Below are 23,156 nucleotides of genomic sequence, written 5' to 3'. Positions count from 1 at the left end.
GCGACTCGACTTGGGTCGCCGCGTTTGCTTGGAGACTACCATGACAGTGATGTCACTCGATACAGAGCTTAACCATCAACACGTTGCCCCAGTGCCACCCAAACCACTTCTAGAAATTCGAGGTCTGACTAAGGATTTCGATGGTCACGTAGCGGTGGACAACATTGATCTCACCATCAATCAAGGCGAGCTATTCGCGCTACTTGGCGCCTCTGGCTGCGGTAAATCAACGCTGCTGCGCATGCTTGCAGGTTTCGAACAGCCAACGGCCGGCCAAATCATCCTTGATGGTGAAGATTTGGCAGACATTCCGCCTTACAAACGACCTGTGAATATGATGTTCCAATCTTACGCGCTGTTTCCACATATGACGGTGGAGAAGAACATCGCCTTTGGTTTGAAACAAGACGCATGCCAAGCAAAGAGATCGACGCAACGGTGAAGCACATGCTCGAGCTGGTACGAATGACCGATTTCGCCAAGCGTAAACCGCATCAACTATCTGGCGGACAAAGACAGCGTGTTGCGCTGGCAAGAAGCTTAGCGAAAAAGCCCAAACTGCTGCTACTTGATGAGCCGATGGGCGCACTAGACAAAAACCTAAGAGAAAAGATGCAGCTCGAGGTGGTCGATATCTTAGAAAGCGTCGGCGTGACCTGTGTAATGGTCACCCACGACCAAGAAGAAGCCATGACCATGGCAACTCGCATCGCCATTATGAATAAAGGGCAGTTTGTACAGATCGGCTCGCCAGAGTCGATTTACGAGCACCCGAACTCCAAATTTGCCGCCAAGTTTATTGGCTCGGTCAACATCTTCGAAGGTGTGCTTGAAACCAACGAAGCTGACCATTCAACTGTTCGCACGCCAGATATGAGTAATCCGATCTCTATCAGTCACGGTATCTCTGGCGCGCCTGGTATCCCCGTATCGATTGCTGTGAGACCTGAGAAAATTACATTGTGCGATCATATGAATCCGTCGCCGAATCATTGTAGTGGACTCGTCGAAGATATCGCCTATATGGGTAATCAGTCGATCTATCACGTAAGACTCGACTCAGGAAAACTGGTCACAGCAACACTGCAAAATACCAGTCGTGTTAGGAAAGGAATGCCTACATGGGAGCAAAGAGTCAATCTTTGCTGGGACAAGGAAAGTTGTGTGGTACTCAAGATATGAAGAAACCAGCCAAACTTAATATTTGGAGCGTGGTACCGACGCCTAAGTGTCTGCTACTAGCCGTGCCGTACGGTTGGCTCCTACTGTTCTTCCTGCTGCCGTTTCTTATTGTATTTAAGATCAGTTTCGCAGAAGCACAAATCGCCATTCCGCCATATTCAGAGCTGTTGAGTTATGCAGAGCAACAGCTGCAACTGCTACTCAATATAAGTAACTACCAATACCTGATTGAAGATGATCTCTACGCGTCCTCTTACATTCAGTCGATTCGCATCGCCTTTGTCTCGACAGTATTGTGTCTCATCATTGGTTTTCCGATTGCGTGGGCGATTGTCCACTCTACGCCAAGTACCCGTAATGTGCTTTTGATGCTCATCATCTTGCCTTCGTGGACGAGTTTCCTGATTCGAGTCTACGCATGGATAGGCATCCTAAAAAATAACGGACTGCTTAATAATGTCTTGCTGATGTCTGGCGTTATTGACGAGCCATTGCAAATCTTACACACCGATACCGCCGTCTATATCGCATCATCTACACCTATTTGCCGTTTATGGTGCTGCCGCTGTACACAGCGCTGATGCGTGTGGACTACTCGTTACTTGAAGCCGCGAGTGACTTAGGTGCTAAACCAATGACAACGCTGTTTACGGTGCTCGTTCCACTCACACGAGCGGGCATCATCGCAGGCTCTATGTTGGTGTTTATTCCAGCCGTAGGTGAATTCGTTATCCCAGAGTTGCTCGGTGGCCCCGATACCGTTCTAATCGGTAAGGTCTTGTGGCAAGAATTCTTCAACAACCGAGACTGGCCTGTGGCATCCGCCGTCGCCATAGTGATGCTGCTTATTCTGATGCTGCCGATTCTATGGTTCCACCGCTATCAAAAACGTGAATTGGAGGCTCAAGGATGAACGACATCCCAGTTTACAACAGTAAACTTAAATGGGTGATATTGGGTGCGGGCTTTGCCTTCCTTTATTTGCCGATCCTGATTCTGATCATCTACTCGTTTAACGAGAACCGCTTGGTAACGGTTTGGTCAGGCTTTTCATTTAAGTGGTACTCTGAGCTACTACAAGATGACTTGCTAATGGGCGGTGTAAAACTCAGCCTTATCATCGGGTTCTTATCAGCAAGTGCTGCTGTGGTTCTTGGCATTATCGCCGCCTTCGTCCTTAATCGATTCGGTAAGTTCAAGGGTGAGACGGGCTTTGCCTTTATGATCACCGCGCCTTTGGTTATGCCAGAAGTTATTACTGGTTTGTCACTACTATTGCTGTTTATCGCAATGGGGCAAGTGTTCGATATCTTCAGCCAACGTGGCATGATGACCATTTGGATAGCCCACGTGACGTTTTGTACTGCGTATGTCACTGTGGTTGTGAGTTCAAGGCTTCAAGAAGTCGACCGCTCAATCGAAGAAGCCGCGATGGACTTAGGTGCGCCGCCTTGGAAGGTGTTCTTCCAAATCACGCTACCGTCGATTGCACCAGCGATTCTAGCGGGCTGGCTACTGGCATTTACTTTGTCACTCGATGACTTGGTGATTGCGAGCTTTGTATCAGGGCCTAGTGCAACAACTTTGCCTATGGTGGTGTTCTCCAGCGTAAGGTTAGGGGTGAGTCCTAAGATAAACGCACTGGCAACACTCACGATACTCGCTGTCTCCTGTGCCACATTTATCGCGTGGTGGTTGATGGCAAAGGCAGAAAAGCGTAGGCTGCTAGAAATGAAGATGAGTCAGCAGTAAACGGAACTAAATTGCTGATAATAAACTCAATTTGGAGAGAAATTCATGGATGTAGGGAAACAGCTAAAAACCATTCGCACAATGCGCGGACTATCGCAACGAGAACTGGCAAAGCGCAGTGGTGTTACCAACTCCATGATTTCTCAAATTGAGCAAAACTTAGTGAACCCCTCAGTGGGTTCATTAAAAAAAATCCTCGACGCTATTCCAATCTCAATGGGTGAGTTCTTTACGCTAGATGTGGAGCCGAAAGACGAAATCTTCTTCACAGCCGATCAAATGGCAGATTTAGGTGACGGCAAGATCAAGATGCTACTTGTTGGCGCCAAACGCGAGGGCAGAGATCTAGCCATCCTTCGAGAAATTTACCCACCAGGTTCAGACACCGGTACCGATTTCATGCAGCATGAAGGAGAGGAAGGCGGCGTCGTCATTCGCGGAGAAATCGAAATTACCGTGGGCAGTCAAACCCGTGTCCTCAAGGCCGGCGATTCTTACTACTTCGAAACCAGAAAGCCGCACCGTTTTCGTAATAGAGGTAAAGTTGAGTGTGAGTTGATAAGTGCAGCAACGCCACCGACGTTCTAATCGCGTATGATGTCGTTCAGTAATTCAGACTAATATTTACGAAAAAGGACATTCACGTGACGGTACTCATTCTTTGTTTACTTTTCGCCTCATTTCTTCCCTACCTAGTCAAAATCCCTTTGGCGATCGCGATGGCAAAAGAGGGTGGATACGACAATAACCACCCTAGAGAACAGCAATCTCGTTTAGAAGGCTTTGGTGCACGAGCGCTAGCATCCCACCAAAATGCTTTTGAGTCTTTGTTGGTATTTGGGATAGCGATATTGCTTGCGATTGCAACAGAGAACACGACTGAAAACGTACAACTACTCGCAATCGTACACATTGTATTTCGAGTCATCTATCACACCCTCTATTTAATTGATAAGAGCACACTGCGCTCTATCTCATGGTTTATCGCGATAGCGTGTTCGTTTGCCATTATGGGGCAGTGTTTGTGAAGCTACTCGTTACTACGCTTGTTTTTCTTTTCTCGGTTAATGCACAGGCAAACCTAGAAAGTGCTCTACAAGCATTAGATTCAAAGACAAAGCAATGTTTAGAGAAGCCTGAGACAAATTTCCGAAAAATTGATGATCCTTGGTTAGTTTCGAAAGACTCAACATCGAGAAAAGTGGCATTACTATTGATAAAAGACCGCTTGATGCAGTTCTGTGTAGAGTCTGAAGAAAAAGAACTTGTATATCAACTGTATCTCAAAAGCTTGAGGAACGGAGACTCAAAGCTATTGACCGACTGGTTTCAATTCCGACAAAGTGGGCTGCTAGCTGTACATAAAGACCTCATAGATACGGAGTTTCTAAACAACATCGAACGATTAAGAGAATCTGGCCTGTTTGGAGAATCATTTGACGTTAAAGAGGCATTGTCAGCCATTGATAAGTAAAGCTTATTAAGAGCGCTAAGTCATCTTCATAGGTGGTTTCTCTGTGAAGCAGTGAACCCTGAATAGGACAATCATCATCAATTAACCATCCAGTGCATCAATTCCTTAATCTAGATTAATATTTATCACCTACATTCCCTGTACTATCCGGTCTCGCTGCATTTTTTCGGCAATAAGCTTAACGATACTTTGAGGGGATTGGACTTGAGCCACTTGTTCACAGAAAGCCGTATTGGCAATTTGACACTGAAGAACCGCTTCGTGAGAAGTGCGACTTGGGAAAACATGGCAACGGAAGAGGGTCATATGACCGATAAGTTGTATGCCATCTATGAAGAGTTAGCCCAGGGCGAAGTCGGCCTGATTGTGACTGGCTATGCCAACATTGTCGAAGAAGAAAAACCTAACGCTGGCATGATGGGCATGTACGACGATTCGTTTATCCCAGAATACCAAAAGCTAACAAGTTTGGTTCACGACAACGACTCAAAGATCGTAATGCAGCTGGCCTATGGTGGTACCAAGACGACCTATAATGTTGGCGAGCGCGTTATCTTCGCACCAAGTGATGTACCTGAGATGGGGACTCAAACTCAAGGTACAGCGATGACCAAATCTGATATTGATTACATCGTTGCCGCATTTGCGAAAGCAACATTTAGAGCCAAACAGTCGGGCTTTGATGGTGTGGAGATTCACGCTGCGCACACGTACCTCATTAATCAGTTCTTGAGTCCATATTACAATCGTCGCGATGATGAGTATGGTGGTAGTTTAGAAAATCGCATGCGTTTCTTACTCGAGATATATCGTGAATGCCGCAATCTTGTGGGCGGCGATTTTCCGATTTTGGTTAAACTGACCGCCACTGAGTTTTTTGAAGGGGGACTCACCTTTAAAGAAACTCGCAAAGTGTGTAAAAAGCTCGAAGAAGTTGGTGTTGATGCCATTGTGATCTCTGGCAACATCCACGGAAAAGCCAATACGATGGTAGGTGAAGAGCATGATGGCTTTACTATTCAAGAAGAGGGCTACTTCCACGAGTATGGGCAAGTCATAAGCAAGATGTGTCGATTCCCGTTATTACGGTGGGTGGATTAACCGACATCGCTGCCATCGAAGCACTCGCCAACACAACAGACATTCAATACTTTGCACTATCACGTCCACTTCTTTCTGAGCCAAAACTCATTAAGAGATGGAAAGCGGGAGACCGAGCACCTGTTGAGTGCGAGCGCTGCTCTAAGTGCCGTACCAAACGTGGTAACTTCTGCGTGGTAAACAAAGAAAGAAAAGCTCAACTAGCCGCGCTTTAGAGTTCGTAGGTTGTACATTTAGATCCTTAGCAAGGAATGCTTTTTACTTCAAAACGCCCGATTTACCACATCGGGCGTTTTAACGTTTAATGTTTCTATAAAATCAGTGAGCCGCTTTACAAAACCTATACTCTTCTCGACATATCACGATAAGTGAAATCGTTTATGCTTGCTACAGATGGTGCTTAAATCTAACTCCATTCACGAGCCGTTAAGTGAAATGAAAGATTTGATTGAAGCCCGGCTGTTCTAGTACGGAATGAGACGAATGCGGTAATCGTACTTTTTAAAGGCTATTGGCATCCGCGTATGAAGCATAAGAGTTAGGGTGAAATGAAAAAACTTTTGACAGTATTTATCGTTGTGTTTTTGAGTGGTTGTTCATTGTTTGTAACGGGTGACTATTTAGGAAAGGAGTGGCCCGGTAGGGAGCGAGGTGAGCTGATAGATCATTGGGGAGAGCCCCGCGAGCTGATAGAGAGTGACAGTGGTGAACAAGAGATTATTTATAAGATCTTTAATGACCGCTGCACATACACATTCTATGCCGATGCAAATGGAATAATTACCGGCTATCAGTACAAAAGTACACTTCTAGGCACTTGTAAACCGATAGGTTAACGCTGGCGAGCATTCTCTGGCTTGCTTCTATTGTTGTTTTGTATGACAATTCTGCTATTGCAAACAACGTTGTAGTGGCGAAGCAGCATCGATAAAGAGTAGCTCATTAAACAGGATTGAGAATATGAACGATAAAGTGTTTCAGATTTGGCAAAAAAAGCGCGAGCAAGGCTTTCTGAATTGGATCTCTAAAAGTACGTTTGCCGCAGTACTTTTCTATATGATCTTTAGTATCGTTTTCCAATACTCTGCCGTGTCAGATGCCGGTATTCTGGTGTTTCTGCAGAGTCAGGCCAAGAACTTTGGTTTGTTCGCCGGCCTTATGGTAGCCGCTAACTGCGCACTTTGGCTGTATCGCGAGTCCAGCTATAAGAAGGAAGTAAGTCGTAGAAACGGTGCATAACCGTATCTAACAGAACAGGTTCGTGTTGAGAAAAGTGAAAAAGAGGTGCCCGTTCTGGAACCGACGACGTTTTATGCCAAGCGCCAGCAACTCAACAAAATTGCCAACTCTGAAGGCTTCGTTAAAGCTTTTGATTGCGTAGAGCGTAAAGTCAATACTAAAAGGGAAAGCTTGGTCGCTTTCCCTTTAGCTTGTTGTCGCTATTATGACAGCTTATAGATCAAATCGATCTGCGTTCATCACTTTTGTCCATGCGGACACAAAATCGTTGACGAACTTCTCTTTGTTATCGTGTTGTGCGTAGAGTTCAGAGTAGGCTCTTAGAATCGAGTTTGAGCCAAACACCAAGTCTACGCGCGTTGCGGTCCATTTCACCGCACCAGACTGACGGTCGCGTATCTCATACGCGTTTTTACCCACTGGGTCCCAGGTGTAGTTCATGTCAGTCAGGTTAACGAAGAAGTCGTTGGTCAACTGACCTACGTTGTCAGTGAAGACGCCGTGTGGGCTGCCGCCGTGGTTCGTACCTAGGACACGCATACCACCAACCAATACTGTCATTTCAGAAGCCGTCAGCCCCATCAATTGAGCTCGGTCGAGCAGCATTTCTTCTGGTGTCGGCACGTAGTCGTCTTTAAGCCAGTTTCTAAAACCATCATGAACAGGCTCTAGAACTTCGAATGACTCTTGGTCTGTCATTTCATCGGTTGCGTCGCCGCGTCCAGGTGCGAATGGAACACTGACATTGATACCCGCTGCACTTGCTGCTTGTTCAACCCCTACGTTACCGGCCAAAATAATCACGTCAGCAATGCTGGCACCACTTTCGTTGGCGATACCGGTTAGGACGTTTAGTACGCGAGCGAGACGATCTGGCTCATTTCCTACCCAATCTTTTTGCGGAGCTAGACGGATACGGGCGCCATTCGCTCCACCGCGATTATCGGAGCCACGGAAGGTTCGTGCACTGTCCCAAGCGGTCGCGACCAAATCGCTAACTGACAGGCCACTTGCGGCTATTTTAGCTTTCACTGCATCCACGTCGTAGCTTGTACTGCCCGCTGGAACAGGATCTTGCCAAATTAGGTCTTCAGCAGGAACCTCTGGGCCGATATAGCGCACTTTTGGTCCCATATCACGGTGAGTGAGTTTAAACCAAGCGCGAGCAAAGACTTCGGAGAAGTACGCAGGATCTTGATGGAAACGCTCAGAAATTTTGCGATACTCAGGATCCATTTTCATCGCCATGTCGGCATCGGTCATGATTGGATTGCGGCGTACCGATGGGTTTTCCGCATCAATCGGCATATGCTCTTCTTTGATATCAACGGGCTCCCATTGCCACGCGCCAGCAGGGCTTTTTTTCAGCTCCCAGTCGTAATTGAGGAGTAGGTCGAAGTAGCCATTGTCCATTGTGTTGGGTTTGTCGTTCCAAGCGCCTTCAAGTCCACTGGTCAGTGAATCGCCGCCTACACCACGCTTGGTCTTGTTGAGCCAACCGAAGCTTGGTCTTCAATCTCGGCGCCTTCTGGCTCAGGGCCAAGAAGAGAAGCATCGCCGTTACCATGGGCTTTACCCACGGTGTGACCGCCGGCGGTTAGCGCCACGGTTTCTTCGTCATTCATTGCCATGCGAGCAAAGGTGACGCGCACATCGTGAGCGGTTTTAAGCGGGTCTGGATTGCCGTCAACACCTTGTGGGTTAACGTAGATCAACCCCATCATAACTGCTGCGAGTGGGTTCGCCAGATCTCGCTCGCCTGAGTAGCGACTGTTAGGGTTGTCGCTGGTGGCCAGCCATTCTTTTTCTGAACCCCAATAGGTGTCTTTCTCAGGATGCCAAATATCCTCGCGACCAAAGCCGAACCCGTAGGTTTTAAGCCCCATAGATTCATAGGCGATCGTTCCTGCGTAAGCAATTAAATCCGCCCAACTGAGTTTGTTGCCGTATTTTTGCTTAATTGGCCATAACAGGCGTCGTGCTTTATCTAGGTTGGTGTTATCCGGCCAAGAATTGAGTGGTGCGAAGCGTAAGTTACCTGTACCAGCACCGCCACGTCCATCTGCAATACGGTACGTACCAGCTGCGTGCCAGGTCATACGAATCATCAAACCGCCGTAGTGACCCCAGTCAGCCGGCCACCAATCTTGCTGTCGGTCATTAGGGCGATAAGATCTTGTTTCAGTGCGGTAAAATCTAGGGTTTTGACAGCTTCTTGATAATTAAAGTCCGCCAATGGGTTGGTTTTTGTGTCGTGCTGGTGAAGGATGTCTAGGTTAAGCGATTTCGGCCACCAATCAATCTCGGTGCGGCCGTTTGTAGTCATTGAGCCATGCATTACGGGACATTTTCCCATGCCGTGCGCGTTATGATGCGACATAATAACTCTCCTGTTATTGTTATTACAGTCCTACCTATACAGCGATTTGGCCATCTACTGACTGCTGTGAAGCTGCATTTCACAGCATGGCCAGAGGGTTTAGCACTTCGTTACTGATGTTTACGCTTTATTTTTGCAGTGAGCGCAACATCCATGCGGTTTTTTCGTGGATGCGCATGCGATCAGAGATGAGGGCGATACTGGATTCGTCTTCAGCCTGCAGCGCCAACTTCATTGCTGCTCGCGCGGTTTTCACGACTTGCTCGTGGCTTTTGGTCAATATGCACACCATCTCATTGGCGCTAGGCACACCTTCAACTTCTTGTATTGAGCTCAATTCGTAAAAGGCTCGAAAGGTCCCTGGAGCTGGGACATCGAGGGTGCGGATGCGCTCAGCAATCTCATCAACCGCAGTCGCTAACTCAGTGTAGTGTTCTTCAAACATCATGTGCAAGTCCCTAAAATGGGGCCTTCTACATTCCAGTGAAAATTGTGAGTTTGGAGATATAAAGTGTAAGAGTCAGCCAGAAGTCGCTTTAATCCTTCCGCTGTTTTGAGTCTGTTTTCACTATCAATACCGATATCAATATTGGTCATAGATACTCCTTACGTTTGTAACTAAACGATGAAAAAGACGTTATCTGTTCAATCAAAACGGTCATTAAAGTATTGATGACGTTGTAAGGGTTGTAAAAATGAAATAATCGAACATAGTGTTCGATTATCTCGATTGATGGTGATCTTATCTTCAATTTTTACAATCATCGCTGTTCAGTCGGTCTTCATGTTAGCCCTGACAATGATTGCCTTGCGAGTTGTGAGAGGTACTCTAGGTTAGAAACGTTTACGTAGTTAGGCCTGTAGATCAAGCGATACGTCGATGAGGGCCAGGCTCATTGAGCGGAACTACTGACAAGTCGCAATGCTGCGTGACCAACTGTTCAACCGCCATTTGTGGAATCAATGTTGAACCCAGTCCACTGATCACCATTTGCACTAGCGTATTGAGACTGGTAGCGCGATAACTTTGTAAGGTGTCTTGCTCTGGAATATTACATAGGTTGAGAATTTGGTCTTTGAGGCAGTGACCTTCGGCGAGTAGCATTAAGTTGGCACGGCTAAGCTGCTCGGTTGTGACGTTGGGTAACTCGGTGTAGTCTCCTCCTTTTGACGCCACCCAAACGAAGTCTTCTTGCCAAAACTCCAGGCTCAACAGACCATGACAAGGGTAGGGAAGCGCCAAAATAGCCGTATCGATTTCTCCGCGCTGTACTTTCTCTACTAAATGGTGCGACTCTTCTTCGATAAAGGTCAGTGATGCGTTTGGGTGATGGTGTTGCAATGCCGACATTAAGCGTGGTAGCAAGTAAGGCGCAATGGTTGGAATGATGCCGATACTCATAGGAAAGCTAAACGGTTGGCTGTGGCTTTCCGCAATGTGTACCAACTCATCCACCTGTGACAAGATGCTACGCGCTTTCTCTACTACTTCACCACCATGTTTGGTTAGTAGTACCTTCTTATTATCGCGTTCAAAGATTTTGATACCAAGCTGGCGCTCTAACTCGTTGAGGCCGGTACTCAGGCTAGACTGACTGACATGGCACAAGTCAGCAGCTTTGCGAAAGTGCATGGTTTTTGACACAGCTAAAGCATAGGTGAGTTGTTTTATCGAAATCATAGTGCCTCACAGGAGATGCGTTCGACTGTTATAAAAGTAGATGATGATCTCGCTAAAGTCTCTATAGCCGACGGAAATCATTAACTTTTTTGTTACTTTTCATCACCATCCAAGGCTGCGCAGCTCGTTAGCTATCTTTGCTGATAACTGCTTAGTTTTAAAGTTGAGGTATTCTGCATCACACGCCAGGTGTTGCATGTCTTCAACAAATTTTTCTGGGCGTATTAGCCGCATGCTTTGCTGGTTTTTGCAGACAAAATCGACACAAGGCAAACCTTGTTTGTTCTGGTACTCAATGATAAAGCTAGCGGGGTCTGCTGCTCTAATTGCTGGTGCAGGTCTAACATAAAGTCTGGGTAGTGATGACTCAACCAGTCTGAACAGTGAGCAGTAAAATAAGGTCTAACAGATTCGTGCCCGAAGTGTGCTTGAAGGTAATACTTGGGGTCTAATGTCGAGTTATGAGGGAGGAGGTGGCAGTCTCGCTGTAATTGATAGGGAAAACGTGATTCCACCCAGCGTGCGACGTCGAACAATGCACCCCGCATAATATAGTGGAGGGCACTATACAGGTGACCGTAAACCAGTTGGTCTCGATAAAACAGTCTTATCCAGTCCCCTTTAAGCTGACTAATGTACTCTTCAGGAATGAACGTTTCTGCTGATACACTTTGGCAATTGTCTGCAGCGCGCGTGTTTTGATCATGTTGACGATGCCAAAACGCCACATCGAGGGCGAGCAGGTTTGGCCACGATTTTACGTTTACTTTGTCGCGTCTTGGTTCATTGAACGTAAAGCAATCGGCTCCAAAGCAACGTATTTTTGCCGCTCAGTGTGTTTTTGATAGAGCGAGAGCGGATCGTCGAGATATCGCTGCTGCTCTTTACCGAGTTGGCTCTCCCTGTCCGATAGTGCTGTGTGGTGTCCTTTTTCCCACATAATCGATCCAAACATAATCTACCTCGAGGATAGCGTTGACTTACTGAGTATATACGCTGCAAGGCTGTTAGGGAGATTAATAATTATTCGTATTTGGTCAGGCTGAGCATCTAGCATTGAGGTGGGGAAGAAAAATATTCTTATAAACAATAGATTACCGGGTAACTCTTCAGTGAGTTACCCGGTACGTGATTGAGCGCAAATACACGGCGCGCTAATCAAGCTCTATCCAAGTAGATTTAAGTTCGGTGTATTTGTGCAGGGCATGCAAAGATTTGTCCCTACCATTGCCGCTTTGCTTGTAGCCACCAAATGGCATGGTCATATCGCCACCATCCCAGTTATTAACGAACACGGTACCTGCTCTGAGAGCTCGAGAGCAGCGAACCGCCGTAGAAATATCTGAAGTCCAGATTCCTGCCGCTAAGCCGTAGTCACTGTCATTGGCGAGGGTGATCGCTTCTTCGATCGAGTCGAAGGTCGTCACACAAAGAACAGGACCAAAAATTTCCTCTTGGAATATCCTCATATCCGATGTGACGTCGGTAAACACAGCAGGCTGAATGAAGTAGCCATCGGTGTGTGTCATAGCGGGCCTACCACCAAATGCGAGCGTCGCACCTTCATTTTTCCCAATGTCAATGTAGCTAAGCACGCGCTCGTACTGAGCGGCATCAACAATTGCTCCAACGCGGGTATCTTCTAGAAGCGGGTCATTAGGCTGCCACTTCTCCATGTATTTCAACAGCAGTGCGACAAACTCATCTTTGATCGAAGAGTGAACAAGCAAACGGGAGCCCGCAGTACACACCTCGCCTTGGTTATAGCAAATAGCGGACGCAGCGGTAGCGGCCGCTTTTTCTATGTCTTTGACGTCGTAATGCACGATATGGGGACTTTTACCGCCACATTCCATAAAGGCACGTTTGAGATTGGATTCTCCAGCAAAGGAGAGCAGTTTTTTGCCGACAGCGGTGGAGCCAGTAAAGGTGATACAATCGACATCGTTATGAAGGCTAACGCCTGTCCCGCCTCATGCCCAAATCCTGGGAGTACTTGAAATACGCCTGCTGGGATCCCGGCCTGTTTGGCAAGATCGGCCAAAAGGATAGCGGTCAACGGAGACTTCTCAGACGGCTTCACTATAACCGAGTTACCAGTGGCAAGTGCCGGGCCAATTTTCCATGCAGCCATGACAGTAGGGAAGTTCCACGGTACAACCGCTGCAACCACACCAAGCGCTTCTCTGGTGACCAGAGCGAGTGCATCTTCAGTAACAGGAGCCACTTCATCGTACACCTTATCTATGGCTTCCGCGTTCCATTGAATGCAGCGCGCGGTTGCTGGAGCGTCATAGCCCATTGCATCCGATATGGGTTTGCCCATGTCCAGCGACTCGAGTAGTGCGAAGTCTTCTCTGTGCTCATCGATCAGCTTGGCATAGTTGAGCAAAATCGCTTTTCTTTCACTAGGTGCTAAGCCACTCCAAACGCGACTTTCAAATGCCGCACGCGCTGCTTCAACTGCTGTATTAACATCTTGCTCACTGCAGCGAGCTACGTGGCAAGTGAGTGCCCAGTTGCCGGGTTAATAATTTCAAACGTATCGCCGGAAGCCGAATTGACAAATTCACCATTGATGAATGCCTGAGTTCGAAAACTCAATGCCTCTGCCTTGTCATGCCATGTCATGTTGTCCATAAATACCCTTCCTTAATTCCTTTTGGTTAGAAGCTTGCCGGTGAATTTGCACTGATAATGACACAATCCACATCAGTGGTGTTTCTAAATCGGTGAGGGCGCTCGCTATCAAAGTAGTAGCTGTCGCCTTCGACTAAACGGGTAACTTGCTCTTCAACAGTGAGTTCAAGCTCGCCTTGCACTATGACCCCACATTCCTGTCCTTCGTGACTGAGCATTTCTTTACCCGTGTCTGCACCTGGAGCGAGCGTTTCCCTTAGCATGCCGATGTGGCGATCTTCGTGATAGTGGCCAATTTGGCGATAGCTGATTTTACCGCGACCAATTTCAGGCTGCTCTGCTCGTCGGGTAAAGAACTGCTCTGGCTGGGGCTCATCGACGGCGAAAAACTCCGCCATAGAAGAGGGGATCTTGCTGAGCAATTTACTCAGAGAAGCGACAGACGGGCTAACCGCGTTACTTTCTATCTGTGAAATAAACCCATTGGTGACCCCAGCGCGCTTTGCTAACTCTCGTTGCGAGAGTCCCGCGCGTTCGCGTAGCGCTTTGAATCTTGATCCAATCTCCATTTCCATGAAATGAATGCTCCCTAGATGACTCATAGTGATTAGTAAACTAAACACAATCCTAGCTCACTAAACGCAAAAAACCAGAAAATGTTTATAATTTTATCATTGCACGGCTCAAAAGAACGTTCTATAGTCAATTTTGTTTAATATTTAATAACATTGCATTTACATAAAGCGGTGTGAGTGTTTAGCGGTGTTTAGTAAAAGAAACAATCATTCATTCAACTATGAACAGTTCAGTTAAGATCAGTTCAACTATGACCGTTGGGGTGCACTATGCATGGGACGAACAATAAAAGCATGGATTCGCTAGTAAGCGAACAATCAACCAATAAAGACGCTTTTTGGATGCCTTTTACGGCAAACTCGCAGTTTAAAGCGTCACCGCGAATGTTGGTATCTGCTGAGGGGATGTATTACACCTCAGAGGATAAAAGAAAGATCCTTGATGGTACTGCTGGACTTTGGTGTTGTAACGCAGGGCATGGCCGACATGAGATCAGTGAAGCCGTGGCAAGCCAAATTCATAATTTGGACTTTGCGCCAACGTTTCAAATGGGGCACCCGTTGCCGTTTCAATTTGCAGAACAACTGGCAGAGATTGCCCCATCGGGCTTGAATCGAGTATTTTTCACAAACTCGGGTTCAGAGTCTGTTGATACCGCTTTAAAAATTGCGTTAGCTTATCAGCGTGCGATAGGGCAAGGCACAAGAACTCGCTTAATTGGCCGAGAGCGTGGCTACCACGGAGTAGGATTTGGTGGCATCTCCGTTGGGGGCATTGTTAATAATCGCAAGGCGTTTGGTAGCTTACTTACTGGCGTTGATCACTTGCCGCATACATTAAGTATCGAGCATAGCGCCTTTAGTCATGGCTTGCCGGATTACGATCCGGGCTGGGGGAGAGTCTCAATAACATCGTTACCCTCCATGATGCGAGTAATATTGCCGCAGTGATTGTGGAGCCAATTGCTGGCTCAACAGGGGTGATTCTTCCGCCGAAAGGCTATTTAAAACGCCTACGAGAGATCTGTACCCAATATGGTATTTTGCTCATTTTTGACGAAGTGATTACCGGCTTTGGCCGTATTGGTAGCCCGTTCGCTGCGCAAGAGTTTGATGTTAAGCCAGACATTATCACCACGGCTAAAGGGCTGACTAACGGCGCTATCCCAATGGGAGCCGTGTTCGTTAGCGATGAGATCTATCAAGCAATGGTTTCTCCCGAGAGCCAAGCCATCGAACTTTTCCATGGCTACACGTATTCAGGTCACCCAGTCGCGGCGGCGGCGGGTCTCGCTACCTTGGATATCTACCGTAATGAAAACCTCTATACCCGAGCGGCGGACCTTGCTGACTACTGGCAGCAAGCGGTACATAGCCTGAAGGGCTTACCTCATGTGAAAGATCTACGTAATTACGGATTAATCGCGGGCATTGAGCTCGAAGGTATTGCAGGTAAACCCGGCTCTCGTGCTTATCAGGTGTTTACTAAGTGTTTCGAGAAAGGCGCACTGATTCGGGTGACGGGCGACATCATTGCACTGTCACCTCCTTTGATTATTGAAAAACAGCATATTGATGATCTGTTTACGCTTATTGCCGATGTTCTACAAAATATTGAATACAAGGAATAAAACTTATGTCAGTTTTGGTATCAAACTTTATTAATGGCGAGATTGTTGAGAGTAGTAGCCAGCGAAATGCCGATTTGTTCAACCCTGCTAATGGCGAGCTAAAAGGGCAAGTTCAGCTTTCTAGTGCAGAGGAAGCCTTGGCGGCCGTCGAGGTTGCCAAAAAAGCACAAGTTGATTGGCAAGCGACTCCGCCGTTGCAGCGTGCTCGCGTCATGTTTCGCTTTAAAGCCCTATTGGAAGACAATGCCGATGAGCTGGCAACATTGATTTCGACCGAGCACGGCAAGGTTCATAGCGATGCGCTGGGGGAGCTAACTCGCGGTTTGGAAGTGGTCGAGTTTGCTTGTGGTATTCCACACCTACTTAAAGGCGAGCACTCGCTAAATGTTGGACGTGAAATTGATAGCTACTCAATGATGCAGCCAGTAGGTGTTTGTGTAGGGATAACGCCGTTTAATTTCCCGGTGATGGTACCGCTGTGGATGATTCCTGTGTCTCTTGCCTGCGGTAACAGCTTTATTCTTAAGCCTTCGGAAAAAGATCCGAGTGCTTCGCTAATGCTTGCAAAATTGCTAAAAGAAGCCGGTTTGCCAGATGGCGTATTCAATGTTGTGCAAGGTGATAAAGAGGTTGTTGATGCATTGCTGGAAGCGCCTGATGTTGCGGCAGTGAGCTTCGTTGGCTCGACACCAATTGCGGAAGCGATCTACTCAAAAGGCAGTGCTAATGGTAAGCGCGTACAGGCACTTGGTGGTGCGAAAAACCATCTAGTTGTTATGCCGGATGCCGATCTTGAGGGCGCAACGAACGCGATTATGGGCGCGGCCTATGGTGCGGCGGGCGAGCGCTGTATGGCGATTTCGGTAGCGGTTGCAGTGGGCGATGAAGCGGCGGATAAGTTGGTTGCAGCTCTTAAAGAAAAAGTGCAAGCACTGCGAGTCGGTCCCGGCCTTGGCGTTTCTCCAGAGAACGAAATGGGGCCATTGGTCAGTGAGCCACACATGAATAAGGTACGTGAGTACATTCAAACGGGAGTTGATCAAGGCGCGACGCTAGTCGTCGATGGAAGAGATATTGATACGGGTGCTCCAGGTTATTTCGTAGGCGGTACACTATTTGATAACGTGACCGCAGATATGACCATTTACAACGAAGAAATTTTTGGTCCAGTACTCTCCGTGGTTCGAGCGAAAGATTACCAACACGCTTTAGCGCTTATTAATGAGCATGAGTTTGGTAATGGCACAGCGATCTTTACCCGTGATGGCGATACTGCTCGCGATTTTGCAGAAAAAGTTGAAATCGGAATGGTGGGTGTGAATGTGCCAATTCCAGTCCCGATGGCGTTCCACAGCTTTGGTGGTTGGAAACGTTCTATTTTCGGTCCATTGAATGTGCATGGCAATGACGGAGTACGCTTCTATACTCGTATGAAGACAGTGACAGCACGCTGGCCAAAAGGGCAACGTGAAAGTGAATTTGTAATGCCAACAATGAAGTAGGTGATGAATGAAGATAGGGATTATTACTTGTGGTCATGTCGATCCACCGTTATCCGATTATGGTCAATACGCTGACATGATTGAGGGCTCGTTGGTCGAGATAAACCGTGACTTTACGTTTCAAGACTACGATGCCACCAAAGGTGTGTTACCAGCGCTGGATGAATGCCACGGCTTTATCATTACTGGCAGTGTGCATAACGCGTATGATAATCACCCGTGGATACTCATGCTGGTGGATTGGATCGTCCGTTGCGAAGCGCAGCGTAAGCCTTTAGTCGGTATCTGCTTTGGTCATCAGCTGATCGCGAGAGCACTAGGCGGTAAGGTGCAAAAGTCCGATAAAGGTTGGGGACTAGGAAGCTATGAAGTGCAGATGCAAGCGCAAAAGAAGTGGATGAGCCTGTCGGTAGACAGTGCAAGACTGCTGGTTAGCCATCAAGATCAGGTCACGATTGTTCCTAAAGCGCTTACGGTGATTGCAGGTAATGAGTTTTGTCCTAACTTCATGTTGGTCAAAGACAATCATATCTTCACGGTTCAAGGGCACCCGGAGTTTAGTGTGCCCTTTACTCAGAAGCTGGTGGAAAAACGTCAGCATCTCATCACGGCAGAGCACTATCAGCAAGCGTTCGTTGACCTAGAACAGCCACAAGACTCAGCACTTATTTTGCACTGGATCGATAACTTCTTTGTTATGGCACAACAAGGGAAAAGCGCAGAGCGAATGCAACAAGCGGTCTGATAATTGTCTTGGGTATAACCGTCTCCAATAGGCCTGGTGTCTTTCTTCTTTCTAATGAAGAAACATCAGGCCTATTTGTACATCAAGTGATAGTCAGGAATATAACTTTCCCAGATAGCCGGCTCACCAATCGCCAGTTTTAGCTCGTTGATAAACTCCGATACCAGAAGAGTTTGTTTCCTGTGTGGATAGAGGGCGTAGATACCTTTGTCGAGAGTCGACAGAGTATGGTCAGTCAGTAGAGGGACTAACCCGAGCTCATCAATGGGCTTCTCAAGGTTGAACAAATCAATTACTGCGTAACCCAAACCATCGCGCACAGCCGCAATCAAGGTGCGAACGTCACTGACTTTGTAGTTGCCTTGCATCTTAAACGAACGAAGCTCGCCGCCATTAGGTTCTGTACTCATTTTAAAGGTATCCAGGCAAACGGTGCCGTTGTTGTAAATTATGGCAGGCAAGTTAATCAGTGCTTCTGGTGTTGTGGGTTTGCCGTAAGTATCAATAAACGAATTCGACGCTATTACAGCAAAGTTAGAATTAGCAATCTTTCTGGCAATGAGGTTGGAGTCGTCCAGTTTGCCCATCCGAATCGCCACATCATAGTGATCGGCAATGATATCGGTACGCCGGTCGTCTAAATGCAACACCACCTGAACATTGGGGTATTTACGCATAAATCGCGTCACTACAGGTTGGATATATTGCTGGCCGAGGAACATGGCAGAGACGATACGAATGACGCCTTTTGGCTCAGATTGGTAGGAATCCGCAATGTTCTTAATATTATCAAGAGTATCAATGAGCTGATAGGCTTCTGCTAAAATATCCTCCCCGGCAGAGGTCAGGGAAAACGAACGTGTTGAGCGATTGAGTAATTGAACACCTAGGTGTTGCTCGAGCTTCTTGATCTGTTTGGATAGTGAGGAGTTGTCCATATTGTTTAACGATGCGGCTTTGGCAAACGAGCCTTGTTGGACGACATCGACAAACAGTTTAAGTTGCTGGGTAATGGACATGGATTTGCTGCCTTAACTAAATGATTCGTAAACATAATAGTTAAGGGGTATCAAGAATGAAAGGGCGTTTGATTTACTTAATCAAACGCCCCTCCCAATGAACGCTAGTTATCGACAACCTCTTCAAGGATATTGCCGGTTGCACCGCTTGGCGCACTAATGTTTAGGTAGCCAGAAAGCGTAGGCGCGATATCATAGGGCGTGACTGGGCGGCTGATGGTCTTAGCTTCCAGTTTGTTACCTGCAAAGATAACCGGCACATGAGTATCATATCGCCAAGGCGAGCCATGCGTTGACGCAATGGTGAGTCCGTCCATATCGTTGATATAGGTACGTGAGCCAAACACCATGTACACATCGCCTGAGCGCAGTGGGTGATAGTTGTTTCGAATCAATTGATTCACACGGGAATCCGCAACGCGATTGTTCGCAATGTCTTCACTGGTCACTGCTGCGGCAACGCCTTTTACTTTCATCACTTCTTGTGCGATGAGCTTTTGAACATCACTCAGTGATAGGTTTTTTTTGGCAATTAAGTCGTGATCTAGGTAGATGTATGGCTGTGCGTAAAGTTTAATGACCTCTTCACCCAATCCAAACTCGCTCTTTAACTTGCTCATCAACTCTTTGGTGAGTAGGGCATCTTTATTGAAGTAGAACGGCTGTCTAAACCCTAATGTATTTAGCGTTGGTGCAGCTTCTGGTACGCCATGATCAGCAGAAAGTACGATTAGCGTATTGTCTAGACCTACGGAATTGTCGATATGGCTGAACAGATCCGCCAAGGTTTTATCAAGTCGAATTAAATTATCTTCAGTCTCTAAACTTGAGGCACCATACAAATGCACCACGTAGTCGTTAGAAGAGAAGCTGATGGCTAAAAAGTCGGTTGCGGAGCCAGTTCCCAGTTTTTCTTGCGCCATCAGCGTTTTTGCAAAGTCAGCAGTGATTTCATCACCCGCAGGGCTAACCGTTAGCATGGTCGAGTAGTACTTGTATGACGCAGGTCCGTATGGGTGCGGGAAGGATCGTGCAAAGCCACCAAGGTCGACTTTGTGGTCTTTAGCACGTTCTTGCAAAGAGTAACTTTCTTTAGGCAAGGAGAGTTCCCAGCGTTGACCTGAGTAGCGTTTAGGGATCGCTTTTTCATTCCAACGATTTAACCATTGAGGATTGCTGTCGTAATAGTAATTACTGGTGACGAACTCTGACTGCGCTTTCGAGAACCAGAAAGCTTTGCCGCTATGACCTGCTAAAGATATCGCCCCGCGGTCTTTGATGGATACAGAGAACACGCGAGATTGACCATTGTTGGAGATAGTCAGTTCATCACTAAAGGTGGTCGACAAAATAGGGTCTGGAGAGCGTCCGTCGCCGGCAGCGGCTTTTTGAGTGGGGTCGATCTCCGTTGCTTTATCGACACCAGCTCCCGTTGCGAGCATCGCGTAGTTAGGATCCTCGACATTGTAAACCAGTCGGTCAAGCGAGCGATCAAACCAGACGTTGCCCACCATCCCATGTACAGCAGGTGGCGCCCCCGTTGCTAGGGAGACATGACCTACGATTGTTTCGGTATTGGCGTGTTCATAGTTGGCGTTTTTGTAGTAGACCCCTTCGTCCATTAGATAGCGAAAACCACCATGGCCAAAATTGTGTTTGTATCGTTCAATGAGATCGGCACGTAATCCATCTACGGTGATCTGTACTACCAGTTTCGGCTGGTTGGCATCGGCATGTGCAATGGTTGGCAGCAAAAGCCCACCAGTAAGTGACGCTGTCACCAAGAGTGCGCGTGTCACGCGAGAGGGTGTACTGAGAGTATGTTTCATACAGGTTCCTTGCCAAGACGTTAGTGATCTTTTGCCAGACGTAATCCCATGTCCGACATAATTATAGATTGGCTTGCGAAGTCACGACGGAAATTTTCTGATTCATCAGCGTCATAGGAGAAGCTTCCACCTCTAACGGATTTATGTGACAAACCAGAGTCGGAGTGTTTGGCATTGTTGGGATTATCGACAGGAGAAAAACGGTAAAAGCCGTCATCAAAGGCATCTTGAACGAACTCGCCGACGTTACCTGTCATGTCATAGAGGCCAAGTTCGTTGGGTTGTTTAAGTCCTACAGGATGAGCGCGATTGTTTGCGTTTCCGACATACCACGCGACGTCGTCAATGTTGTTAGAACCCGCATAGGTGTAGCCTTTGGACTGGTTACCGCCTTTTGCGGCAAATTCCCACTCTGCTTCCGTAGGCAGGCGATAGTTTTCACCCGTCAGCTCATTTAATCGCTCGACAAAGTAATTGGCTTGTTGCCAGCTTAGGTTGTTCACAGGCACGTTAGGGTCGGCAAAAAAGCTCATCGATGAACCCATAACGGACTCAAATAGCTCTTGAGTGACTTCAAATTTTGAAAGGTAGAAGCTGTTTACGTTTACAGTGTGAGCTGGGCGCTCTGACTTAGAGGCTTCAGGAGCATCGGATCCCATCACATATTCGCCACCTCCTACCAGAACCATGTCTTGGTTGATTTTGAGGGCAATAGGGTGATCTGGCTTAGTGGCGCAGCCGGAAAGTAGGATAGGTAGCGCGATGATAGCGAAGACTACGAATAGTTTGGTCGCATTCCATGCCTGCTTTTCCTCTGTGTGATGGTTCATGTGCGTTGCTCTTGTCAGTCAAAAGTATCCTCTTAATATTAACTTCAGCGCACTTTCCTTTTGGTTATATGCACTATAACAATCACCGCTCTGCACTTGGGATACACTGAGCTCGTTATCCGATATGAGGTCTATTTCTATGGTTTCTAGCGCGAACGCGACCACATCTCCTGTGGCATCTTCTTCTAACGCCGAGTCACCGATGCAGTTAACTCAAGGGCCACAATTTCAAGGAAGACCCTCTAAGCGAATGCACGTGATGGCAAAACCAATTGGTGCCGTGTGTAATATCGACTGTAACTACTGCTACTACCTGAGCAAACAAGACTTGCTTGAATATAAGAAAGGCTGTTCACCAGAGATGGACGGAGCCATGCTTGAGCAGTACATCAAAAACTACATTCAAGGTCAGAACACCCCGGAGATCATTTTCTCTTGGCAGGGTGGTGAGCCGACCATGCTTGGTCTGAACTACTTCAAAAAAATCGTCGAACTACAGACGAAGTACCAGCCACCAGGTGTGAAGATCTCCAACGACTTACAAACCAACGGCACCTTGTTAGATGACAAGTGGTGTGAGTTTTTAGCTAAGTACAACTTCCTCGTCGGCTTAAGTATTGATGGGCCACAAATGCTGCACGATGCTTATCGCACCAACCGTGCCGGTCGTGGTACTCATAAACAAGTCATGCAGGCAGTCGAGCTATTACATAAACATAAAGTAAGCTTTGCCACGTTGACGTGTGTGAACAATCTAACCAGTAAAAACCCTCTAGAGGTCTACCGCTTTTTGCGTGATGAAGTACGTTCGCCGCAAATGCAGTTTATTCCTATTGTTGAACAAAAGACGTTTCGTACCGATGCGCCTCAGACAGGGCAATCGAGTGAGCAGTTAAGACAAGGCGATAAGCGCCTTATTCCGGGTAATGCAAACTCTATTATGGAGCTTGGTGTGTGTCGGATGAGGCTTGGGGTAATTTTCTTGTCGCAGTCTTTGACGAATGGGTTCAGAAAGACATTGGTAAGGTGTTTGTCCAGTATTTTGAAGCCAGTGTAGAGACGTGGATGGGACGCAAAAATCCACTGTGCACTTTAGGGTCACTGTGTGGAAAAGGGTTGGCAATGGAGCCAAATGGCGACGTGTTTAGCTGTGACCACTATGTCTACCCAGAATACAAGATTGGCAATATTAATACCGATAGCTAGAAAATATGGCTTACAGCAAAGGCCAGCAAGAGTTTGGTTTTGCAAAATCTCGTACTTTGACGAGCCAATGTCAGCAATGTGACTACCAATTCGCTTGTTATGGAGAGTGTCCAAAAAATCGCTTCATCAAAACTCGAAATGGAGAGCCTGGTTTGAACTATTTGTGTGCAGGGTGGAAAAAGTTTTTCTCTCACGCAGACAAAGCGTTAGCGTACATATTGCGTGCAACTGGAAATCCGGTAGCCCATGGCAAGTTTAGTGATAGAGCGGTCGCTGAGCAAAGAAAGATGGCCATGCAAAGTGTTGTTCAGAAAACCAGTACAACTGGCTTTAATCCAAAGTTCTAGCAAGGTACTCAGTATCCAATTTA

At 47.1% G+C, this 23,156-nt stretch carries 16 protein-coding genes and 7 pseudogenes; 13 read left to right on the top strand and 10 right to left on the bottom strand.

Annotated features, from left to right (window positions below; genetic code table 11):
* Positions 1-40: 40 nt before the first annotated feature.
* From potG to TZ48_RS10995, 9 genes and pseudogenes are all read left to right on the top strand, one after another.
* Positions 41-1,182 (top strand): annotated as a pseudogene (gene potG, locus TZ48_RS11035) (putrescine ABC transporter ATP-binding subunit PotG).
* Positions 1,179-2,095: pseudogene (potH, locus tag TZ48_RS11030) on the top strand (putrescine ABC transporter permease PotH). The pseudogenes potG and potH overlap by 4 nt, the downstream one beginning before the upstream one ends.
* Positions 2,092-2,934: an ABC transporter permease subunit gene (locus TZ48_RS11025; protein ID WP_042471290.1), complete on the top strand. Its 843-nt coding sequence runs from the start codon at positions 2,092-2,094 to the stop codon at positions 2,932-2,934. Before potH ends, TZ48_RS11025 begins: the two are co-directional and overlap by 4 nt.
* A 45-nt stretch (positions 2,935-2,979) precedes the next feature.
* Complete coding sequence (locus TZ48_RS11020) at positions 2,980-3,522, top strand: cupin domain-containing protein (RefSeq protein WP_112479184.1); 543 nt, start codon at positions 2,980-2,982, stop codon at positions 3,520-3,522.
* A gap of 56 nt (positions 3,523-3,578) precedes the next feature.
* A complete protein-coding gene (locus TZ48_RS11015) occupies positions 3,579-3,962 on the top strand; it encodes an MAPEG family protein (RefSeq protein ID WP_112479183.1) in 384 nt (127 codons plus the stop codon).
* Positions 3,959-4,408, top strand: coding sequence for a hypothetical protein (locus TZ48_RS11010; RefSeq protein WP_112479182.1), 450 nt, complete (start codon positions 3,959-3,961; stop codon positions 4,406-4,408). The genes TZ48_RS11015 and TZ48_RS11010 overlap by 4 nt, the downstream gene beginning before the upstream one ends.
* Positions 4,409-4,612: 204 nt before the next feature.
* Positions 4,613-5,724: pseudogene (locus TZ48_RS11005) on the top strand (NADH:flavin oxidoreductase).
* Positions 5,725-6,057: 333 nt separating this feature from the next.
* Positions 6,058-6,345, top strand: a complete 288-nt coding sequence (locus TZ48_RS11000) for a hypothetical protein (RefSeq protein WP_112479181.1) — start codon at positions 6,058-6,060, stop codon at positions 6,343-6,345.
* A gap of 124 nt (positions 6,346-6,469) precedes the next feature.
* On the top strand, positions 6,470-6,748 hold the full coding sequence (locus TZ48_RS10995; protein ID WP_112479180.1) for a hypothetical protein: 279 nt from the start codon (positions 6,470-6,472) through the stop codon (positions 6,746-6,748).
* A gap of 213 nt (positions 6,749-6,961) precedes the next feature.
* On the opposite strand, the pseudogene katG reads toward TZ48_RS10995, so the two are convergent.
* The 7 genes and pseudogenes from katG to TZ48_RS10970 all read right to left on the bottom strand — a co-directional run bounded on the left by katG (position 6,962) and on the right by TZ48_RS10970 (position 14,024).
* Positions 6,962-9,128: pseudogene (gene katG / locus TZ48_RS10990) on the bottom strand (catalase/peroxidase HPI).
* A gap of 127 nt (positions 9,129-9,255) precedes the next feature.
* Entirely contained in the window at positions 9,256-9,576 is a 321-nt protein-coding gene (locus tag TZ48_RS10985) for a Dps family protein (protein ID WP_275426433.1), read from the bottom strand.
* 417 nt (positions 9,577-9,993) lie between these two features.
* Entirely contained in the window at positions 9,994-10,809 is an 816-nt protein-coding gene (locus tag TZ48_RS10980) for a hydrogen peroxide-inducible genes activator (protein WP_239670799.1), read from the bottom strand.
* Between the two features lie 224 nt (positions 10,810-11,033).
* Positions 11,034-11,537, bottom strand: a complete 504-nt coding sequence (locus TZ48_RS24380; RefSeq protein WP_162674549.1) for a hypothetical protein — start codon at positions 11,535-11,537, stop codon at positions 11,034-11,036.
* A gap of 35 nt (positions 11,538-11,572) precedes the next feature.
* Positions 11,573-11,764 carry a hypothetical protein gene (locus TZ48_RS24375; protein ID WP_239670798.1) on the bottom strand — a complete coding sequence of 64 codons (192 nt, stop codon included), beginning with the start codon at positions 11,762-11,764 and terminating at the stop codon, positions 11,573-11,575.
* 199 nt (positions 11,765-11,963) lie between these two features.
* A pseudogene (locus TZ48_RS10975) lies at positions 11,964-13,449 on the bottom strand (aldehyde dehydrogenase).
* 26 nt (positions 13,450-13,475) lie between these two features.
* Positions 13,476-14,024: a cupin domain-containing protein gene (locus TZ48_RS10970; RefSeq protein ID WP_081941385.1), complete on the bottom strand. Its 549-nt coding sequence runs from the start codon at positions 14,022-14,024 to the stop codon at positions 13,476-13,478.
* 294 nt (positions 14,025-14,318) lie between these two features.
* On the opposite strand from TZ48_RS10970, the pseudogene aptA reads away from it, so the two are divergent.
* From aptA to TZ48_RS10955, 3 genes and pseudogenes are all read left to right on the top strand, one after another.
* Positions 14,319-15,655 (top strand): annotated as a pseudogene (gene aptA, locus TZ48_RS10965) (omega-aminotransferase AptA).
* 5 nt (positions 15,656-15,660) lie between these two features.
* Positions 15,661-17,157: a CoA-acylating methylmalonate-semialdehyde dehydrogenase gene (locus tag TZ48_RS10960; protein WP_112479179.1), complete on the top strand. Its 1,497-nt coding sequence runs from the start codon at positions 15,661-15,663 to the stop codon at positions 17,155-17,157.
* A 7-nt stretch (positions 17,158-17,164) separates the two neighbouring features.
* On the top strand, positions 17,165-17,902 hold the full coding sequence (locus tag TZ48_RS10955; RefSeq protein ID WP_112479178.1) for a glutamine amidotransferase-related protein: 738 nt from the start codon (positions 17,165-17,167) through the stop codon (positions 17,900-17,902).
* A gap of 71 nt (positions 17,903-17,973) precedes the next feature.
* Here TZ48_RS10955 and TZ48_RS10950 read toward each other — a convergent pair whose 3' ends face one another.
* The 3 genes from TZ48_RS10950 to TZ48_RS10940 form a co-directional block, all read right to left on the bottom strand.
* Positions 17,974-18,921 carry a LysR family transcriptional regulator gene (locus tag TZ48_RS10950; RefSeq protein WP_112479177.1) on the bottom strand — a complete coding sequence of 316 codons (948 nt, stop codon included), beginning with the start codon at positions 18,919-18,921 and terminating at the stop codon, positions 17,974-17,976.
* A 104-nt stretch (positions 18,922-19,025) separates the two neighbouring features.
* A complete protein-coding gene (locus tag TZ48_RS10945; protein WP_112479176.1) occupies positions 19,026-20,750 on the bottom strand; it encodes an alkaline phosphatase family protein in 1,725 nt (574 codons plus the stop codon).
* Positions 20,751-20,770: 20 nt separating this feature from the next.
* On the bottom strand, positions 20,771-21,580 hold the full coding sequence (locus TZ48_RS10940; RefSeq protein ID WP_112479175.1) for a formylglycine-generating enzyme family protein: 810 nt from the start codon (positions 21,578-21,580) through the stop codon (positions 20,771-20,773).
* A 202-nt stretch (positions 21,581-21,782) separates the two neighbouring features.
* Here TZ48_RS10940 and TZ48_RS10935 point away from each other — a divergent pair.
* Positions 21,783-23,133, top strand: a pseudogene (locus TZ48_RS10935) (anaerobic sulfatase maturase).
* Positions 23,134-23,156 lie beyond the last annotated feature (23 nt).

Source organism: Vibrio variabilis (assembly GCF_003263785.1).
Classification (GTDB): domain Bacteria; phylum Pseudomonadota; class Gammaproteobacteria; order Enterobacterales; family Vibrionaceae; genus Vibrio; species Vibrio variabilis.
The sequence above is the reverse complement of the archived record's forward strand: the minus strand, read 5'-3'. Positions and strand labels throughout refer to the sequence as shown.

What these genes read in the sequence shown, in the direction of transcription:
- TZ48_RS11025 (WP_042471290.1), top strand. Translation starts at nt 2,092, where the DNA reads ATGAACGACATCCCAGTTTACAACAGTAAACTTAAATGGGTGATATTG.
- TZ48_RS11020 (WP_112479184.1), top strand. Translation starts at nt 2,980, where the DNA reads ATGGATGTAGGGAAACAGCTAAAAACCATTCGCACAATGCGCGGACTA.
- TZ48_RS11000 (WP_112479181.1), top strand. Translation starts at nt 6,058, where the DNA reads ATGAAAAAACTTTTGACAGTATTTATCGTTGTGTTTTTGAGTGGTTGT.
- TZ48_RS10995 (WP_112479180.1), top strand. Translation starts at nt 6,470, where the DNA reads ATGAACGATAAAGTGTTTCAGATTTGGCAAAAAAAGCGCGAGCAAGGC.
- TZ48_RS10985 (WP_275426433.1), bottom strand. Translation starts at nt 9,576, where the DNA reads ATGATGTTTGAAGAACACTACACTGAGTTAGCGACTGCGGTTGATGAG.
- TZ48_RS10980 (WP_239670799.1), bottom strand. Translation starts at nt 10,809, where the DNA reads ATGATTTCGATAAAACAACTCACCTATGCTTTAGCTGTGTCAAAAACC.
- TZ48_RS24375 (WP_239670798.1), bottom strand. Translation starts at nt 11,764, where the DNA reads ATGTTTGGATCGATTATGTGGGAAAAAGGACACCACACAGCACTATCG.
- TZ48_RS10970 (WP_081941385.1), bottom strand. Translation starts at nt 14,024, where the DNA reads ATGGAAATGGAGATTGGATCAAGATTCAAAGCGCTACGCGAACGCGCG.
- TZ48_RS10960 (WP_112479179.1), top strand. Translation starts at nt 15,661, where the DNA reads ATGTCAGTTTTGGTATCAAACTTTATTAATGGCGAGATTGTTGAGAGT.
- TZ48_RS10955 (WP_112479178.1), top strand. Translation starts at nt 17,165, where the DNA reads ATGAAGATAGGGATTATTACTTGTGGTCATGTCGATCCACCGTTATCC.
- TZ48_RS10950 (WP_112479177.1), bottom strand. Translation starts at nt 18,921, where the DNA reads ATGTCCATTACCCAGCAACTTAAACTGTTTGTCGATGTCGTCCAACAA.
- TZ48_RS10945 (WP_112479176.1), bottom strand. Translation starts at nt 20,750, where the DNA reads ATGAAACATACTCTCAGTACACCCTCTCGCGTGACACGCGCACTCTTG.
- TZ48_RS10940 (WP_112479175.1), bottom strand. Translation starts at nt 21,580, where the DNA reads ATGAACCATCACACAGAGGAAAAGCAGGCATGGAATGCGACCAAACTA.